At 68.2% G+C, this 16531-nt stretch carries 17 protein-coding genes; 6 read left to right on the forward strand and 11 right to left on the reverse strand.

The genetic code is table 11. The features are described 5' to 3' along the window. Positions 1 to 2: 2 nt before the first annotated feature. Entirely contained in the window at positions 3 to 1247 is a 1245-nt protein-coding gene (locus ASD75_RS00305) for a YbfB/YjiJ family MFS transporter (RefSeq protein WP_056742167.1), read from the reverse strand. Positions 1248 to 1319: 72 nt separating this feature from the next. Here ASD75_RS00305 and ASD75_RS00310 point away from each other — a divergent pair, with 72 nt between their 5' ends. Further along, positions 1320 to 2204, forward strand: a complete 885-nt coding sequence (locus ASD75_RS00310) for a LysR substrate-binding domain-containing protein (RefSeq protein ID WP_056742169.1) — start codon at positions 1320 to 1322, stop codon at positions 2202 to 2204. A 33-nt stretch (positions 2205 to 2237) separates the two neighbouring features. Next, the gene (locus ASD75_RS00315; RefSeq protein WP_056742170.1) at positions 2238 to 3359 is read left to right on the forward strand and encodes a nitronate monooxygenase family protein; all 1122 of its coding nucleotides are present in this window, start codon (positions 2238 to 2240) and stop codon (positions 3357 to 3359) included. Between the two features lie 213 nt (positions 3360 to 3572). Here ASD75_RS00315 and ASD75_RS00320 read toward each other — a convergent pair whose 3' ends face one another. Genes ASD75_RS00320 through radA form a run of 7 tightly spaced genes read right to left on the reverse strand, consistent with a single transcriptional unit; the run spans position 3573 to position 9712 of the window. Continuing rightward, positions 3573 to 4547 carry a glycosyltransferase gene (locus ASD75_RS00320; protein ID WP_056742172.1) on the reverse strand — a complete coding sequence of 325 codons (975 nt, stop codon included), beginning with the start codon at positions 4545 to 4547 and terminating at the stop codon, positions 3573 to 3575. Positions 4548 to 4559: 12 nt separating this feature from the next. Next, entirely contained in the window at positions 4560 to 5843 is a 1284-nt protein-coding gene (locus ASD75_RS00325) for an O-antigen ligase (RefSeq protein WP_082564825.1), read from the reverse strand. Then, positions 5840 to 6655: a glycosyltransferase family 2 protein gene (locus ASD75_RS00330; protein ID WP_056743112.1), complete on the reverse strand. Its 816-nt coding sequence runs from the start codon at positions 6653 to 6655 to the stop codon at positions 5840 to 5842. The genes ASD75_RS00325 and ASD75_RS00330 overlap by 4 nt, the downstream gene beginning before the upstream one ends. A gap of 3 nt (positions 6656 to 6658) precedes the next feature. Next, entirely contained in the window at positions 6659 to 6865 is a 207-nt protein-coding gene (locus tag ASD75_RS00335; protein ID WP_056057299.1) for a zinc-finger domain-containing protein, read from the reverse strand. 5 nt (positions 6866 to 6870) lie between these two features. After that, positions 6871 to 7809, reverse strand: a complete 939-nt coding sequence (locus ASD75_RS00340; RefSeq protein WP_056057294.1) for a branched-chain amino acid transaminase — start codon at positions 7807 to 7809, stop codon at positions 6871 to 6873. A 39-nt stretch (positions 7810 to 7848) separates the two neighbouring features. After that, positions 7849 to 8283 (reverse strand): hypothetical protein, encoded by a 435-nt coding sequence (locus ASD75_RS00345; protein WP_056057291.1) that lies wholly within the window; start codon positions 8281 to 8283, stop codon positions 7849 to 7851. Between the two features lie 49 nt (positions 8284 to 8332). Next, positions 8333 to 9712, reverse strand: coding sequence for a DNA repair protein RadA (gene radA, locus ASD75_RS00350; RefSeq protein ID WP_056057287.1), 1380 nt, complete (start codon positions 9710 to 9712; stop codon positions 8333 to 8335). 113 nt (positions 9713 to 9825) lie between these two features. Here radA and ASD75_RS00355 point away from each other — a divergent pair, with 113 nt between their 5' ends. The 3 genes from ASD75_RS00355 (at position 9826) to ASD75_RS00365 (ending at position 12368) form a co-directional block, all read left to right on the forward strand. Continuing rightward, positions 9826 to 10656, forward strand: a complete 831-nt coding sequence (locus tag ASD75_RS00355; protein WP_056742174.1) for an aldolase/citrate lyase family protein — start codon at positions 9826 to 9828, stop codon at positions 10654 to 10656. Positions 10657 to 10690: 34 nt separating this feature from the next. After that, entirely contained in the window at positions 10691 to 11668 is a 978-nt protein-coding gene (locus ASD75_RS00360) for a 2-dehydropantoate 2-reductase (protein ID WP_056742176.1), read from the forward strand. 76 nt (positions 11669 to 11744) lie between these two features. Next, entirely contained in the window at positions 11745 to 12368 is a 624-nt protein-coding gene (locus tag ASD75_RS00365) for a glutathione S-transferase family protein (RefSeq protein ID WP_056742179.1), read from the forward strand. Positions 12369 to 12440: 72 nt separating this feature from the next. Here the strand turns inward: ASD75_RS00365 and ASD75_RS00370 are convergent, their stop codons facing one another. Continuing rightward, positions 12441 to 14021, reverse strand: a complete 1581-nt coding sequence (locus ASD75_RS00370; RefSeq protein ID WP_056742181.1) for an ABC transporter substrate-binding protein — start codon at positions 14019 to 14021, stop codon at positions 12441 to 12443. Positions 14022 to 14109: 88 nt separating this feature from the next. After that, a complete protein-coding gene (locus ASD75_RS00375) occupies positions 14110 to 14718 on the reverse strand; it encodes a LysE/ArgO family amino acid transporter (RefSeq protein ID WP_056742182.1) in 609 nt (202 codons plus the stop codon). Positions 14719 to 14795: 77 nt separating this feature from the next. Here ASD75_RS00375 and ASD75_RS00380 point away from each other — a divergent pair, with 77 nt between their 5' ends. After that, positions 14796 to 15683 carry a LysR family transcriptional regulator ArgP gene (locus tag ASD75_RS00380; RefSeq protein ID WP_056742184.1) on the forward strand — a complete coding sequence of 296 codons (888 nt, stop codon included), beginning with the start codon at positions 14796 to 14798 and terminating at the stop codon, positions 15681 to 15683. A 37-nt stretch (positions 15684 to 15720) separates the two neighbouring features. On the opposite strand, the gene ASD75_RS00385 is transcribed toward ASD75_RS00380, so the two are convergent. Further along, positions 15721 to 16530 carry a siderophore-interacting protein gene (locus ASD75_RS00385; RefSeq protein ID WP_056742187.1) on the reverse strand — a complete coding sequence of 270 codons (810 nt, stop codon included), beginning with the start codon at positions 16528 to 16530 and terminating at the stop codon, positions 15721 to 15723. Between the last annotated feature and the right edge of the window lies 1 nt (position 16531).

Consider the following 16531-nt stretch of genomic DNA (forward strand, 5'->3'; position numbering starts at 1 on the left):
GCTCAGCGCGCTGCCGGGCGGGGCGCCAGGGGCCAGCGCCAGGCCATGGCGGCATACAGCACCGCACCCACCCCGAGCGCTGCGGCGGCCACAGCCAGCCCGTAGACAAAGCCCTGCCCCTGCGTGGCCGCGTGGTGCAGCATCCACGCCACCATGGGCGGGCCCACGATCTGACCGATGCCGTAGGCCGCCGTGAGCAGCCCCGGAAAACTGTCGCCCGCCGCAGGCCACACGCGCCGCGCCTCCTGCAGGGCGTAGAAGGTGATGGCAGTGAACGGCAAGCCCAACAGCAGGCTGCCCAGCGCAAAGCCCGCAGGCCCCGGCCACACCAGGCTGAGCGCGATGGCCCCGGCCTGCACGACGTAGGCTGCCATCAGCAGCCAGCGCCGGTCCCACGCGGCCGGGGTGCGGGTGGACAACGCCGCGCCCAGCGCCACGCCAGCACCAAACAGCGGCCAGAACAGGTCGGGCCAAGGCGACCCCGCAGGCAAGGCAGCGCGCGCAATCACGGGCAAAAAGGTGGCCGTGACGATGTAGCCCAGCCCTGCGAGCCCATAGGCCAGCGTGAGCCCCGTGCGCGCCCAGAACCCGTGGCCGGGGGTGGAGCCGTCCACCACCGGGCCGGAGGCTGCGGCCGACCCGGGCATCGCCACACCCCGCAGCACGGGCCAGATGGCAGCGCACAGCCCCACACTCAGCAGCCCGAACACCGCCCAGCCCGCTGCGGCGGGCCACTGCAGCGCCACCATGGCACTGGCCGACAGGCCGGTGAGCACGATGCCCAGCCCCGGGCCACAAAAGATCAACCCACCCAGCGCGGGCTGGCCCAGCGCCACCAGCCGCAACATGCACCACACCGAGACGTTCAAGAACACCAGCGCACTGGCAACCCCCGCTGCAAACCGCAGCGCGGGCCAGGCGCCCGGCAGCGGCAGCGCCATGCCCAAGGTGAGCAGCACCGTGGCCGCGAGCCCCCAGCGTGCCAGCCGCGCCGCATGCCATCGCTGCCGCGCACGGGGCGCCACCCAGGGCAGCGCCATGCACGCCAGCGCCCCGATCAGGTACCCAAGGTAGTTGGCTGTGGCCAGCCAGCTGCCGCCCGCCAAGGTGACCACGCCGTCGTGCAGCATCATGGGCAGCAGCGGGGTGAAGGCAAACCGGCCCACGCCCATCGCCACCGCCAGTGCGGCCATGCCCGCCAGTGCTACAGCCAGGGGACGGTCTTGGGGGGCGGTGCGCGGTTCCATGCAGGCGGTTTCCAGTCTATGATTCTGTTTTGAGATTTATTTTTTATTAATCATCTCATAACAAGAATATTTATGGATCTGGCAGCGCTCGAAATATTCCGCGCCGTCGCGCTGGAAGGCAGCGTGACCCGCGCGGCCGAACGGCTGGGCCGCGTGCAGTCCAACGTGACCACGCGCGTGCAACAGCTGGAAGAGCAACTGGGCGCCACGCTGTTCCTGCGCGAGGGCAAACGCATGGTGCTGACGCCTGCCGGGGAGGCACTGCGCGGCTATGCCGACCGCCTGCTGGCGCTGGCCGAAGAGGCTCGCCAGTCGGTGCACCCCGGCCAGCCCGGCGGCCGGTTGCGCCTGGGCGCCATGGAAAGCACGGCCGCCGCACGCCTGCCGCAGCCGCTGGCCCGGCTGCATGCACAGTGGCCGGATCTGGTGCTGGAACTGTCCACCGCCCCCTCGCGCCAGCTGGTGGAGCAGGTGCTGGCCCACACCATCGACTGCGCACTGGTGGCCTGGCCGCCGCCGGGCATCGACGCCGAGGCGCCGGTGGAGCGCACCGCCGTGTTTGCCGAGGCCCTGCTGCTGGCCCTGCCCGCCGACCACCCGCCCGTGCACACGCCCCAGGACCTGCAGCTGGACACCCTGGCCGCCTTCAGCCCCGGCTGCACCTACCGCCGCATGGGCGAGGCCTTCATGCAGCAAAAGGACGGCAGCCCGCCGCGCGTGCTGGAGCTGGCCTCGTACCACGCCATCCTGGCCTGTGTGGCCACCGGTCGCTGCGCGGGCGTGGTGCCCCAGGCCGTGATCGACCTGATGCGCGAGCCGCCTGCGCTGCGCCTGGTGCCTTTGGCCACCTGCGACACGGTGCTGGTGCACCGGCGCGGCTACCAGTCGCCTGCGCTGGACGCGCTACAGACCGCACTGACCTCCGGCGAAGCGCACCGCCCCGCGACATCGACCTGACCCCCTCTCCCACAGATCGCACAAGGAGCCCTCATGCCAGCCGCCTTCACCACCCACCTGCGCCTTGCGCTGCCCATCATCCAGGGCCCGATGACCGGGTCGGACACGCCCGCACTGGCCGCCGCCGTGTCCGAGGCCGGCGGCCTGGGCATGCTGGGCTGCGGCATGCGCTCGCCCGCTACCATGGCCGAGGCCGCCGCCGAGGTGCGCCGCCGCACCGACCGGCCCTTTGGCATGAACCTGTTTGTGCAGGCCACGCCCACGCCGGACGACGCCACGGTGCAAGCCGCACTGCAGCGCCTGGCGCCGTTCTATGCGGAGTTCGGCCTGGTGCCCGAGCGGCCCGCAAAGTGGTGTGAGGACTTCGCGGCCCAGTTCGACGCCCTGGTGGCCGCACGCCCGGCCGTGGCCAGTTTTACCTTCGGCATCCTCACGGCGGCGCAGGTGGCACGGCTGAAAGCGGTGGGCAGCACGGTGGTGGGCACCGCCACCACGCTGGCCGAGGCGCAGGCCTGGGCCAGCGTGGGCGCGGATGCCGTCTGCGCCTCCGGCATGGAAGCCGGGGGGCACCGGGGCACCTTTCTCACCCCTACGCAGCCCGGCGCCACCGGTGCGGCGCCGTCGCTGGCCGACTTTGCGGCCAGCATGGTGGGTACGCTGCCGCTGGTGGTGCAGTGCGTGCAGGCCCTGTCCATTCCGGTGATCGCTGCGGGCGGCATCATGGACGGGCGCGGCATTGCGGGTGCGCTGGCGCTGGGCGCCCAGGCGGTGCAGATGGGCACGGCCTTTCTGACCTGCCCCGAGTCGGCGATTGGCCCGGCGTACCGCGAGGCCCTGGCACGCGCCCAGGCCACCGACACGCGCACCACCCGCATCTTCTCGGGCCGGCCGGCACGCGGCATCGTCAACCGCATGATGCAAGCCCTGCAGGCCGACGAGGCCACCGTGCCGCCCTACCCCGTGCAGAACGCACTGACGGGCGCGCTGCGCCGCGCGGCCGCCCAGGCGGGCCAGGCCGACTGCCTGTCGCTGTGGGCGGGCCAGGGGGTGGCCCAGGTGCGGCCCATGCCAGCGGCGCAGCTGGTGGCGTTACTGGCCCAGGAGTGGCAGCAGGCCACCGCGCCGCGTGGAAACTCCACTGTCGGCCACCAATAGCTATTATTTCTATAGCATTAGAGGCATGTTGAACTAGCGCTTGCGGCCAAAAATGCCCCAGAACCCGCGCAGTAGCCTCCCCGATATGAGCAGGGCGTTAAAAACTGGCGCGCCGTGAAACCCGTGCCGCCGTGGAGCTGGCTTTGCCAGGCCACGGGTGGCGTCCCCCTCCCGCAGGAGAGGGGGAAGGTGCGAAGCACCTCAGGGGGTGCCTCACTGCCTCCAGGGCAGTTCGCGCGCAGGGCCCTGGATCACGGGCGGCTGGGCATTGAGGGTTTCGCCCGCCAGCACCCGTTCGTACATGCGCAGGTAGTTGCGGGCCATGCGCTCGGCGCCAAAGTGCTCGACCACATGCTGGTGGCAGGCGCGCGGGTCAAAGCGGTTGCCCCGCACCGCCTCGGCCAGCACCGAGGCCTGGTCGGACAGCACACCGCAGTGCACGGGCACCAGCTCCGGCAAGGCGCCGTAGGGGGTGGAGAACACGGGGCAGCCAAAGTACAGGCTCTCGATCACGGCCAACCCGAACGGCTCGTGCCAGCGCACCGGAAAGATCAGCCCGCGCGAGGCGTTGAGCAGGCCCGTCTTCTGCGTGCCGCCCACCATGCCGTGAAAGTGGATCTTGCGCGACAGCGTCCAGCGAAAGCCGCGCTTGAAATTGATGCGGTTGCCGCCCAGCACGTCCAGCTCCACCCCGGCCATCTTGGCCACCTTGATGGCGCCGCGCACGTTCTTCACGCCCCAGGCCGCCTTGCCCAGGAAGTGGTAGTGCGAGCGCGGGCGGTCAAAGTCCACCGGGCCATAACCCGCCCAGTCCAGCCCGTTGTAGACGAATTCGCTGGAGCCATAGCGCGCCGCGTGGTCGCGCGACAGGAACACCGTGTTGCGCGGAAGCGGCTTGGGCTTGCGGGCGTTGCCGTGCTCGGTCACCAGGTAGGGTTTGGACAGCTCGGAGCGTGGGTTGAACTGGAAATGCGTGATGTCCACGTCGGCCGGGATCTGCCCCTCCCAGGGCTCGTCGGGCCGGATGGGCAGCACCTGGCCGAAGTCGCAGGTCGAGCCCTCAGGCACCAGGTAGCTCACGCGGTGGCCTTGCTGCACCAGCGTCTTGCCCAGGTCCCAGATCACGCGCTCGGTGCCGCCGTAGCCATACACCGGGATGGGGGAGTTGTTGACCAGCAGGATGTGCATGGCAGAGGTCCTTCAGGAAAGAGCGACGGCCTGCCCGGGTGCCTGCAGCCGCTGGCGCTCGCGGCCTTGCAGGATGGCCAGCACCAGCATGCCCATGAACAGGTAGAACATGGTGCCGCTGTTGTGCCCCAAAAACACCTGGGTCGTGCCAAAGCCCATGTAGGACACGGGCAGCAGCACCCCGATCATGCGCAGGCACAGGCCCTCGGTATCCAGCACGCCCGCACTCCCCGGGAACACGCGCCGCCGCGTGGGCCAGAACAGCACCAGGGGCACACCATAGAAAAACAGCAAGACCACCACGCCGGGGATGCCGCGCTTGGCAAAGATGTCCAGCACCTCGTTGTGGGCGTGGCTGAACTGCAAAACAATCGGGTGGGCCTCGCCGGCAGCCACCCGCCGCTGCTTCTCGGCCTCGTAGCCGTAGCGGCCCCAGCCGGTCCAGGGGCGGTCCAGGCCCATGCGCCAGGCCAGGCCCCAGTGCGCCAGGCGCTGGCCCACCGAGCTGGCCGCGTCGCCCCGCGACTCGTACTGCGTGATCTCCTGCCGCGCCTCATCCACGCGCAGGCGCACCTCGTTGGCCTTGAAGGCCATCAGCCCGGCCGCACCCGCCACGACCAACACGCCGCCCACAAGGGCCAGCTTGCGCTGGCCACAGCGGGCCTGCAGCCAGGCGCACAGCAGCAACGCCAGCGGCAACACCACCCAGCCCCCGCGCGACTCGGACAGCAGCGATCCCTCCAGGCCCAGCAGAATGCCCACCGCCCAGCCTGCACGCTGCCAGGGCTTCCAGCGGTCCCACAGCACCAGCAGCGCGACCGAACACATCAGCCCCAGCAGCAGGCTGAGCCCGCCGTACTGGATGGCGTTGGTAAAACCATTGGCGCGCGGCAGGTGCAGCACCATGGCCTGGTACAAACCGATCAGCCCCGCGCCGCAAGCGCCGACGGCGATACCGGCCCAGAGCCAGCGCACCCGCGGGGGATAGGCCAGCACATACAGCAGGCACGGCAGCGCCAGCAGGTACTTGGCAGGCCGATCCAGGTTGGACCAGCTGCCCTGGGCCGGGTCAAAGTCGAGGGCCCAGACCGTGCCCATCGCCACGATGGAGGCCAAGAGCAGCCAGGCATCGCGCCCCGGCCGGCGCCGCAGCCACACCCCGGCGGTGGCCAGGCTGCACAACAGCAGCACCACCGCCCCCCAGGAATAGCCCGAGCGCACCCACAGCGCCATACCCGGCACCATGAAGGCCGCCGCGCCCGACAGGCGCACAAAAATTTCGTCAGCTTTGGTCAACGGCGCACGCTCTCGCTCAGTTGCTGGTGGTCGTACTCCAGAGCGGCGTACCGGAAGAACGCCTCCAGTGCCACAAACAGACAATACAGAAAACCCGCCCCGCCACACAAAAAACCCAGCCGAAACACATACAGGCGCAGGAACATGCTGGAGCCCGAGGCCAGGCCCCGCACCACGCCGCCCTGCTTGCCCGCTGCCGCCCGCTTGGCGGCACCGAGCATCGCGTACTGGGTGAGCTTTTCCAAGCTGCCGCGCACCGTGGTGCGCGAGTAGTGCAGCAGCCGCGCTTCGATCAGGCGGCGCGGCACGGCGCCACCGCCCGGTGGAGGCAACAGTTCGGCCTGCTCGTGCACCACGCCCGTGAACTCGCGGACCATGGCGCGCACGAACAGGCGCTCGATCTGCGATTGCGAGCGAAAGTACTTGAGTTCGTGCCCGTAGGCCACCATGCGCCAGCGGATGCTCCACACGGCCTGCGCGCCAGAGCGCACGATGGCCTGCAGCTCCTGGGCGAACGCAGGCGTCATCACCTCGTCGGCGTCCAGAAAGAAGATGTAGTCGCCCCGCGCATGGGCCAGCAGCCGGTTGCGCTGCACGGCAAAGCCGTTCCAGTCGGGATAGTTGTGGACTTCGGCGCCCAGGCGCTGGGCGATGGCCACGGTGTCGTCTGTGCTACCGCTGTCCACCACCAGCAACTGGTCGGCAAACGCAGCGCTTTGCAGGCAGGCTTCGATGCGGTGCGCCTCGTTGAGGGTCAGCACCGCCACGGTCAACGTGGGCGGCGGCGTAGCGCCGCCGACTGCAACCGGCATCAATCAGTGACCAGCGTGTACGTGCTCACCGGCCTTCAGGCGGTACACCGTGCCACAGTAAGGGCACTTGGCTTCACCCGTGCGGGCCACGTCCAGGTACACCTTGGGGTGGCTGTTCCACAGCTTCATGTCGGCCTTGGGGCTGGGACAGAAAACGCCGCCTTGGGCGTTCAGGTCTTTGGCCAGGAGTTCAACGGTTGCTTGCGACATGTTCTTCAGACCTTGCTCAGCCAGTGGGCGTATTTCGGATTGCGGCCACCGACGATGTCGAAGAAGGCGCTTTGGATTTTTTCGGTGATCGGGCCGCGCGATCCGCTGCCCAGCTCGATGCGGTCGAGTTCGCGGATGGGCGTGACTTCAGCGGCCGTGCCGGTGAAGAAGGCCTCATCGGCGATGTACACCTCGTCGCGCGTGATGCGCTTTTGCACGATCTCCAGGCCCAGGTCCTTGGCGATGTGGAACACGGTGTTGCGGGTGATGCCGTTCAGGGCACCGGCCGACAGGTCGGGCGTGTAGATCACGCCGTTCTTGATCACAAAGATGTTTTCGCCCGCGCCTTCGGACACAAAACCCGAGCTGTCCAGCAGCAGGGCTTCGTCGTAGCCATCGTCCGTGGCTTCCATGTTGGCGAGGATGGAGTTGGTGTAGTTGCTCACCGCCTTGGCCTGCGTCATGGTGATGTTGACGTGGTGGCGGGTGTAGCTGCTGGTCTTGACGCGGATGCCGCGCTTGAGGCCTTCCTCGCCCAGATAGGCGCCCCAGGCCCAGGCAGCGACCATCAGATGAATCTGGTTGCCCTTGGGCGAAACACCCAGCTTTTGCGAGCCGATCCAGGTCAATGGACGCAGATAGCAGGATTCGAGCTTGTTTTCGCGCACCACGGCTTTCTGGGCCTCATTCACCTCTTCCTTGGTGAACGGGATCTTCATGCGCAGGATCTTGGCGCTGTTGAAGAGGCGGTCGGTATGCTCTTCCAGGCGGAAGATCGCCGTGCCATTGGCGGTGTTGTAGGCGCGCACGCCTTCGAAGGCGCCGCAGCCGTAATGCAGGGTGTGGGTCAGCACGTGGATCTTGGCGTCGCGCCAATCGACCATCTGGCCGTCCATCCAGATCTTGCCGTCACGGTCGGCCATCGAGGGAACTACGGGGCTCATGGGTGTCCTTTGGTTGCTGTGGGTCGCAAAACCAGGATTTTACGGGGCGGCGGGCGGCGCGCCTTCTCCATCAGCGGCAGGGTTGTCCTGGGGGCGGACCAGAGTCCACACCACCAGCTTGCCCTGCTGGAACTCGCAGGTGACGTGCGAGCGGGTGCCGTCGGTCCAGCGGTAGACCTCGGGCTGCACGTTTTCGGCCGAAACGCGCTCTCCCAGCGCCTGGGTCATGGCCACCACGTGCATGAGGTTCACGCCCTTCGTCAGCCGGGCGTTGAGCATCACGGCGCTGCCCACATACCCGATGGGGCGCTTGGCGGCCTTTTGCATCACGCTCATCAGCCGCGTGAAGTGCAGCAGGCCCCACATGAGCAGCCCACCGGCCACGGCAGCCACCCCGGCCCAGCCGTAGGCATAAAAACCAAACCCGATCAGGGCCACCGCCCCCAGGGGCACCAGGATATTGCGCAAGTTCATAGGTCGAGATTGTCTTATGGCGCCATGGACATGGCGCTGTGGGCATTGCTTACAGACCGCGCACCACGTTCATGGCCTCTTCCACCCGCTCGACGGCATGGATGGTCAGCCCTTCGATGGGTTTTTTGGGCGCATTGGCCTTGGGCACCACGGCCACGCTGAAACCCAGCTTGGCGGCTTCCTTCAGGCGCTCCTGCCCCCGGGGCGCAGGCCGCACCTCACCGGCCAGCCCCACTTCGCCAAACGCCAGAAAGCCGCGCGGCAGCGCCTTGCCCCGCAGGCTGGAGGTGATGGACAACATCACCGCCAGGTCGGCGGCCGGTTCGCTGATGCGCACGCCCCCCACCGCATTCACAAACACGTCCTGGTCCATGCAGGCCACTCCCGCATGGCGGTGCAGCACGGCCAGCAGCATGGCCAGGCGGTCCTTGTCCAGGCCCACCGACAGGCGCCGGGGGCTGGGGCCGCCACTGTCCACCAGGGCCTGGATCTCCACCAGCAGCGGGCGTGTGCCCTCCAGCGTCACCATCACGCAGCTGCCGGGCACGGGCTCGGAATGCTGGCTCAAGAAGATGGCGCTCGGGTTGCTCACGCCCTTGAGGCCCTTCTCGGTCATGGCGAACACGCCAATTTCGTTGACCGCGCCGAAGCGGTTCTTGATGGCGCGCACCAGGCGGAACTGGCTGTGCGTGTCGCCTTCGAAGTACAGCACCGTGTCCACCATGTGCTCCAGCACGCGCGGCCCCGCCAGCGCACCTTCCTTGGTCACATGGCCCACCAGAATGACAGCAATGCCCGTGCCCTTGGCCATGCGCGTGAGGTGCGCTGCGCATTCCCGCACCTGGGCGACGGAGCCCGGCGCGCTGGTGAGCTGGTCGGAGTAGGTGGTCTGGATGGAGTCGATGACCACCACGGCGGGCTGCGTGGCCTCCACGGTCGCCAGGATCTTTTCGAGCTGGATCTCGGCCAGCAGCTGTACCTGGCTGCCGTCGATGCCCAGGCGCCGCGAACGCAGCGCCACCTGCGCTCCGCTCTCCTCACCCGTCACATACAGCGTGGGCAGGCCCGCGCGCTGCAGCGCGTCCATGGCCTGCAGCAGCAGGGTCGATTTGCCGATGCCCGGGTCGCCCCCGATGAGCACCACGCCGCCTTCCACAATGCCGCCGCCCAGCACACGGTCCAGCTCGTCGATGCCGCTGGGGGTGCGGGCCACGTCCTGGGCCTCGATGGCGGCCAGCGGCAGGACGGGCTGCGCGTTGGCCAGGCCCGCGTAGCCTTGCGGCGTGCTCAGGCGGTTCTTGCCCGGCCCGGCCTCGGCCACCTGCTCGATCAGCGTGTTCCAGGCGCCGCAGGACGGGCATTTGCCCAGCCAGCGCGGGCTGGTGCCGCCGCACTCGGTGCAGGTGAACGTGGTTTTTTCTTTGGCCATGGCAGGTGTCGGTGAGGCGCCCCGATGCAGGGGCAGCCGACTATAGCGGCCACGCCCACATCGATCCGCCGCAGCCCGTACGATGGCGGGCCTGGCACCGCACGGAGTTGACATTGCAGACACCCACCAACCGCTTCAAACAGGCCATGGCCCAAGGCCAGGCGCAAATCGGCCTCTGGCTCGGGCTGGCCAACGGCTACAGCGCCGAAATCCTCGCAGGCACCGGCTACGACTGGCTGCTGGTCGATGGCGAACATGCGCCCAACGACCTGCGCTCCATCCTGCACCAGCTGCAGGCCATCGCCAGCGCCACCAGCGCCCTGCCGCCAGGCGTGCAGGCGCCCCACCCCATCGCCCGGGTGCCGGTGGGTGACACGGCATTGATCAAGCAGTACCTGGACATCGGCGCCCAGACCCTGCTGGTGCCCATGGTCGATACGCCCGAGCAGGCCCAGCAGCTGGTGCGCGCCACACGCTACGCGCCCGAGGGCGTGCGCGGCATGGGCAGCGCGCTGGCCCGTTCGTCGCGCTGGCAGGCGTACCCGCAGTATGTGCACGAGGCCAACCAGCAGATCTGCCTGCTGGTGCAGGCAGAAACGGTGGAAGCCATGGCCCACCTCGATGCCATTGCCGCAACGCCCGGCGTGGACGGCGTGTTCATCGGCCCGGCCGATCTGTCGGCCTCCATGGGCCACCCCGGCAACCCAGGGCACCCTGACGTCCAGGCCACCATCCATGACGGCATTGCGCGCATCCTGCGCGCAGGCAAGGCGCCGGGCATCCTGGCCACCACCGAGTCGCAGGCGCGCCAGTGGCTGGCGGCCGGCGCGCTGTTTGTGGCCGTGGGCGTGGACACCATGCTGCTGGCGAGTGCTGCGCAGGAGCTGCTGGCACGCTACCGCAGCGCGACCGACGCCGCCCCCACCCGGCCCGCAGGCTACTGAACTTTTCTTCTTTCAGATCCAAGGACAGACATCCATGAAAGCATGTATTTACGGCGCCGGCGCCATCGGCGGCTGGCTGGGCGTGGCCCTGGCGCAAGCGGGCCACTCGGTCAGCATGGTGGCTCGTGGCGACACGCTGCGCGCCCTGCAGGCCGATGGGCTGCGCATGCGGCGCGCCGACGGCTCGCTGGCGCAGGTGCCCGTCACGGCCCACAGCGACCCGGCCGCACTCGGCGTGCAAGACCTGGTGGTGGTCGCCGTCAAGGCCCCCGGTCTGCCCGACGTGGCGCGCGCCATGGCGCCCTTGCTCGGGCCCGACACCATCGTGCTGACCGCCATGAACGGCGTGCCGTGGTGGTTCCTCGACGGCTTTGGCGGCGCGGCGCAAGGGCGTGCCCTTGAATCCGTGGACGCGGGGGGCGTGATTGCCCAGGCCGTCCCGGCGCGCAACGTAGTGGGCAGTGTGGTGCACACCAGCTGCTCGCTGGAGGCGCCGGGTTTCGTCCGCCAGCACTTTGGCAACCGCCTCATCGTGGGCGAGCCCGATGGCAGCCGCAGCGAGCGGCTGCAGACCCTGGCCGACACGCTGCAGCGCGGCGGCATCGATGTGGAAGTGAGCGACTGCATCCAGAAGGACATCTGGTTCAAGCTCTGGGGCAACCTCACCATGAACCCCATCAGCGCCCTCACCGGCGCCACCACCGACCGCATCCTGGACGACGAGCTGGTGCGCGGCTTTGTCAGCGCGGTGATGCTGGAAGCAAAGGCCATCGGCGACCAGTTGGGCCTGCCCATCGACCAGCAGCCCGAGGACCGCCACGCCGTCACGCGCAAGCTGGGTGCATTCAAGACCTCGATGCTGCAGGATGTGGAGGCGGGCAAGCCCATGGAGATCGACGCCCTGGTGGGCGCGGTGCGCGAGCTGGGGCAGATCACCCACACGCCCACGCCGCACACCGACGCCCTGCTGGGCCTCACGCGGCTGATGGCGCGCACGCGGGGCCTGTACTGAGTCATTTCAAGCAAAATCGGCTGCAGGCGCTAGTGGAATATGCGTCAACAGCTATTTAATTCATAGCAAACCAACCATGACCCAACTCACGCTGTACTACACCCCCGGCACCTGCGCGCAGGCCGTTCGCATCGCTTTGGAAGAAGCGGGCGCCCCCTACGACCTGGTGCGCGTGGACTTCGCCGCCGGCCAGCAACGCACGCCCGAATACCTGGCAGTGAACCCCAAGGGCCGCGTGCCCGCGCTGGCCACGCCGCACGGCACGCTGACCGAAACCCCGGCGCTGCTGGCCTACGTGGCGCAGAGCTTTCCAGAGGCGCGCCTGGCGCCCGCCGACGCGCATGGCTTTGCGCGCCTGCAAGAGTTCCACAGCTACCTCGCGTCCACCGTGCACATCGCCCATGCCCACCGCCCCCGCGCCAGCCGCTGGGCCGACGAGCCCGAAGCCCAGGCGGCGATGCAGCGCAAGGTGCCGCAGAACATGACGGAGTGCTTCAACCTCATCGAAAGCCACTACCTGCCGCAGGCGGACCAGGGCCCCTGGGTGATGGGCGAGCAGTACACCGTGGCCGACGGCTACCTGTTCACCATCGGCACCTGGCTGCACAGCGACGGCGTGGACATTGCCCAGTTCCCGAAGGTGTTTGCACACACGCAGCGCATGCTGCAGCGCCCGGCCGTGCAGCGCGCACTGGCCTGATACGCCGCCTGCGGACAAAAAAAAGGCCCCGGTGCCTTCAGAGCACCAGGGCTTTTTTGTAGGCGCCCAGGATCAGTTGACTTTGAGATAACGCCAGTCGATGCGGTTATCGGCGCGGTGAATGGTCTCCACCTTCTTCGTCCCCGCCCACGGGATCACCTGGTTGTACAGGGGAATGTGCGACACCAGCTCATGCTCCTTGATCAGCGCCTGCTCGATCAGGCCGTTGCGCGTGGCGGTGTCCGTTTCCTTCTTCACACGCTCGATCAGCGCGTCCATCTGCGGGTCGGAGAACCGGCCCAGGTTGAAGTTGCCGTCCCCACCCGCGCCCGTCGTACGCACCAGCGACTGCAGGCTGTAGAACGCATCGAACGTGGGCACACCCCAGCCCAGCAGGTAGATGCTGGCTTCGTTGCGCTGGATCATCGGAAAGTAGGTGGCAAACGGCAGCGAGCGCAGCTTGGCCTTCACGCCCACCTTGGCCCAATGTGACGTGATGGCCTGGCACAGCTGCTCGTCGTTGATGTAGCGGCCCGCGCTGCAGGCAAAGTCCACCTCAAACCCGTTGGGGTAGCCCGCATCGGCCAGCAGCTTTTGCGCGGCCTTGGGGTCGTAGGGGTAGCGCACATCGGCCTTCTTGGTCCAGCCGTTGACCTGGTTGGCGATGAGTGTGCCCGTGGGCTGGGCCAAGCCACGCAGCACCACGCGCTGGATGGACTGGATGTCGATGGCCTGGTACAGCGCCTTGCGCACGCGCAGGTCCTTGAGCGGGTTCTTGCCCTTCACATCCGAGCCGGGCAGCTCGTCACGGAACTGGTCCAGCCCCAGGAAGATGGTGCGGTACTCGGGCCCTTCGAGCACCTGCAGGTTGGGCGTCTGCTTGATGCGCGCCAGGTCCTGCAGGCTCGGGTCGATCACAAAATCCACCTCACCCGACAGCAGCGCCGCTGTGCGCGTAGCGTCGGCCTTGATGGGGGTGTAGACGATCTCGGTCAGGTTGGTGGGGTACTTGCCCTTGCCCCACCAGTGGGGGTTGGGCTCCAGCACCACGCGCTGGTCAGGCGTCCACTGCTTGAGCTGGTAGGGGCCGGTGCCCAGCGCATTGCGGTGGGCAAAGTTCTCGTCCTTGGTCTTGATGTCCTTGGGCTCGACCGACTTGTTCTTTTCGGCCCAGGCCTTGCTCATGATGCGCAGCTCGGTCAGCTGGTTCACTAGCACCGGGTTGGGCAGGTCGGAGTGGATGTCGATGGTGTATGCATCGACTTTTTCCACACGGTCAATGCCCTGGGTGTAGACGGCGAAGTTGGAGCTTTTGGCCTTGGCGCGCTCCAGCGAGAACTTGGCGTCGTCGGCGGTGAACTCGCTGCCGTCGCTGAACTTCACGCCCTTGCGCAAGGTCAGGCGCAGCTGCGTGGGCTTGATGAGCTTCCACTCGGTGGCGAGCGAGGGCTCGGGCTTGAAGGTCTTGCTGTTGTATTCGACCAGCGTGTCGTACACCGCGCCGTGCATGGTGTTGTTCACGCCCACGTTCTGGGTGTGGATGTCCCAGGTGGAAATGTCCACCGAGCGGGACCAGCGGAACGTGGCGGACTGTGCGGCCAGGGGCAGGGCCGCAACAACGGCGGCGGCCAGGAGAAGGTGTTTGAAGCGCATGGACGGGAGGATAGGCATAAACGCCAAAAAATGCTGAATGGCCAGACTATCCCCCAAGCGGCGCTTTTAGAAAACGAACTTATTCTTCTTAGCTTAGAGCCATCACCCCTGCCAGCACCAGCATGGTGGTGGCCGTCACCCCGTCCAGCATCCGCCACGCCGCCGGGGTGGCAAACAACGGCGCCAGCCAGCGGGCGCCCAGGCCGATGAGCAAGAACCACAGCGCGCTGGCCAGCGAGCCACCCGCCGCAAACAGCGCACGGCCCCAGGCCGGGTAGGGTGTGGCCATGGTGCCCAGCAGCACCACGGTGTCCAGGTACACATGCGGGTTGAGCCAGGTGAGCGCCACCACCGTGGCCAGCGTGGTGCGCAGGCTGGCGCCGGGGCCGCTGGTGGCGACCAGCAACTGGCCGGGGCGCAGCGCCCGCGCGGCCGTCTGTGCCGCATACATCAACAGGAACAGCGCCCCCGCCCAGCGCATGAACTGCGCCCATTCAGGCCGGGCCAGCAGCACGCCGCCCATGCCCCACACGCCCACCTGCAGCAGCGCCGCGTCCGACAGCGCACACACCAGCACCACGGGCATCACATGCTCGCGCCGCAGACCCTGGCGCAGCACAAATGCGTTTTGCGCGCCAATGGCCATGATGAGCATGGCGGTGGATGTGAAACCGTGAACGAAGGCAGTGGAGACCATGGGCACGGATTCTGGCCAAGGGCCTGCGTTGACGCAAGCTATACTTTTTAACGATCCGTCAGAATAACTAACCACCCATGCAACTCGACTCCGCCCAGCTCAACGCCTTTGCCACGGTGATCGATGAGGGCAGCTTCGAGCGGGCGGCGACCGTGCTGCATGTCACGCGCTCAGCGGTGTCGCAGCGCATCAAGCTGCTGGAAGAGCGCGTGGGCCAGGTGCTGGTGCGCCGCGCCACGCCCTGCACGCCCACCGAGTCCGGGCAGGCGCTGTACCGCCATGCGCGTGAGGTGGCGCTGAGCGAGGCCGACGCGCTGGCCACCATTGGCGGCGGGCAGCACAGCACCACGCGGCTGGCGATTGGCGTGAATGCCGACTCGCTGGCCACCTGGTTCCCCCAGGCCATGGCGCAGGCGGCCGAGGGGCAGGCCATCACTTTCGACATCCATGTGGAAGACCAGGACCACTCGGCCAACCTGCTGCGCGAGGGCCGCGTGATGGCCGCCGTGACGGCCGACCCGCAGCCCGTGCAGGGCTGCCAGGTGCTGCCGCTGGGCACGCTGCGCTACCGCGCGCTCGCAAGCCCTGCGTTCATGGAGCGCCACTTTGCGCAGGGCGTGAACGCCACCACACTGGCGCAGGCACCCATGCTGGTGTTCAACCGCAAGGATGCGCTGCAGGCGCGTTTTGTGAGCCGCATCACGCGCCGCAAGCTCGCACCGCCCGTGCACTGGCTGCCCGAGGCGCATGCCTTCGTCAAAGCCACGCGCGCCAGCCTGGGCTGGGGCATGACCCCCGACCCGCTGGTGGAGGACGACCTGGCAACCGGTGCCCTGGTCGAGCTGATTGCGAACAAGCCCGTTGATGTGCCGCTGTACTGGCAGTGCTGGCGCCTGAATGTGCAGGCGCTGCAGCACGTGACGCAGGCGGTGCAAAAGGCGGCGGCGCTGACGCTGCTGCGCTGAGAGGAAAGTAGCGAGTGATGTAGCAAGCAGGGGCCGACTACACAGCGCTCGCCAGGTCCTCGTGGTGATCCGCAGCGCCGCGCTTCCAGTAGGCGGAGATGCGCATGCGTTTCGGGTCCACGCCCGGCTTGGCCATCACGACGCGGCGCACGGCGGCCATGTCGCTGTGTTCGCCCGCAGCCCAGACAAAGCCCGCGCCGGCGGGCAGCGGCAGCGCTTCCACAGCGGCAGGCAGCGCGCTCACCCACTGCAGATCCACCTGCGCCGCGCTCGCCAGCGTGCGCTGGTCGGCCGGGTTGCTCAGCTGGACGCGCACGGTGGCCACCGCGCTGGCGGGCAGCTCCGCCAGGCGGCGGGCGATGGCGGGCAGCGCGGTTTCGTCGCCCAGCAGCCAGTGCCAGTCGAAGCCTGTGGGCACCACCATGCTGCCGCGCGGCCCGGCAATGCCCACCCACTGGCCCACGGTGGCGCTGGCGGCCCAGTCGGTGGCGGGGCCCGCGTCGTGCAGGGCGACCTCGATGTCCAGCTCGCCCGCTGCGGCGTCAAAACGCGCGGGGGTGTAGTCGCGCAGCACGGGGCGGGGGCCGTCGAACACGGGGCGGCCGTCCTGCATCATGGGCAAGGTGGGGCGGTCCTGCCCGGGCGAGGGAAGGATGAGCTTGAGGTGGTCGTCGAACCCGGCGCTCACAAAGCCCGCCAGCTCGGGGCCGGCCAGGGTCAGCCGCACAAAGCCGGGGCTGACCTGGGTGCGGCGCACCACCTGGAGATGGCGGCCCTGCAGGGGATGGCGAATGCGCTCGATGGCGAGGGAGGGGGCCGTGGCGGCCAGGGGCAAGGAAGCGTTCATG

Source organism: Acidovorax sp. Root568, assembly GCF_001427445.1.
Classification (GTDB): Bacteria; Pseudomonadota; Gammaproteobacteria; order Burkholderiales; family Burkholderiaceae_C; genus Acidovorax; species Acidovorax delafieldii.

Excerpts from the sequence above, each read along its gene's own strand:
- ASD75_RS00305 (WP_056742167.1), bottom strand. The coding sequence starts at position 1,247 with ATGGAACCGCGCACCGCCCCCCAAGACCGTCCCCTGGCTGTAGCACTG.
- ASD75_RS00310 (WP_056742169.1), top strand. The coding sequence starts at position 1,320 with ATGGATCTGGCAGCGCTCGAAATATTCCGCGCCGTCGCGCTGGAAGGC.
- ASD75_RS00315 (WP_056742170.1), top strand. The coding sequence starts at position 2,238 with ATGCCAGCCGCCTTCACCACCCACCTGCGCCTTGCGCTGCCCATCATC.
- ASD75_RS00320 (WP_056742172.1), bottom strand. The coding sequence starts at position 4,547 with ATGCACATCCTGCTGGTCAACAACTCCCCCATCCCGGTGTATGGCTAC.
- ASD75_RS00330 (WP_056743112.1), bottom strand. The coding sequence starts at position 6,655 with ATGCCGGTTGCAGTCGGCGGCGCTACGCCGCCGCCCACGTTGACCGTG.
- ASD75_RS00335 (WP_056057299.1), bottom strand. The coding sequence starts at position 6,865 with ATGTCGCAAGCAACCGTTGAACTCCTGGCCAAAGACCTGAACGCCCAA.
- ASD75_RS00340 (WP_056057294.1), bottom strand. The coding sequence starts at position 7,809 with ATGAGCCCCGTAGTTCCCTCGATGGCCGACCGTGACGGCAAGATCTGG.
- ASD75_RS00345 (WP_056057291.1), bottom strand. The coding sequence starts at position 8,283 with ATGAACTTGCGCAATATCCTGGTGCCCCTGGGGGCGGTGGCCCTGATC.
- radA (WP_056057287.1), bottom strand. The coding sequence starts at position 9,712 with ATGGCCAAAGAAAAAACCACGTTCACCTGCACCGAGTGCGGCGGCACC.
- ASD75_RS00360 (WP_056742176.1), top strand. The coding sequence starts at position 10,691 with ATGAAAGCATGTATTTACGGCGCCGGCGCCATCGGCGGCTGGCTGGGC.
- ASD75_RS00365 (WP_056742179.1), top strand. The coding sequence starts at position 11,745 with ATGACCCAACTCACGCTGTACTACACCCCCGGCACCTGCGCGCAGGCC.
- ASD75_RS00370 (WP_056742181.1), bottom strand. The coding sequence starts at position 14,021 with ATGCGCTTCAAACACCTTCTCCTGGCCGCCGCCGTTGTTGCGGCCCTG.
- ASD75_RS00375 (WP_056742182.1), bottom strand. The coding sequence starts at position 14,718 with ATGGTCTCCACTGCCTTCGTTCACGGTTTCACATCCACCGCCATGCTC.
- ASD75_RS00380 (WP_056742184.1), top strand. The coding sequence starts at position 14,796 with ATGCAACTCGACTCCGCCCAGCTCAACGCCTTTGCCACGGTGATCGAT.
- ASD75_RS00385 (WP_056742187.1), bottom strand. The coding sequence starts at position 16,530 with ATGAACGCTTCCTTGCCCCTGGCCGCCACGGCCCCCTCCCTCGCCATC.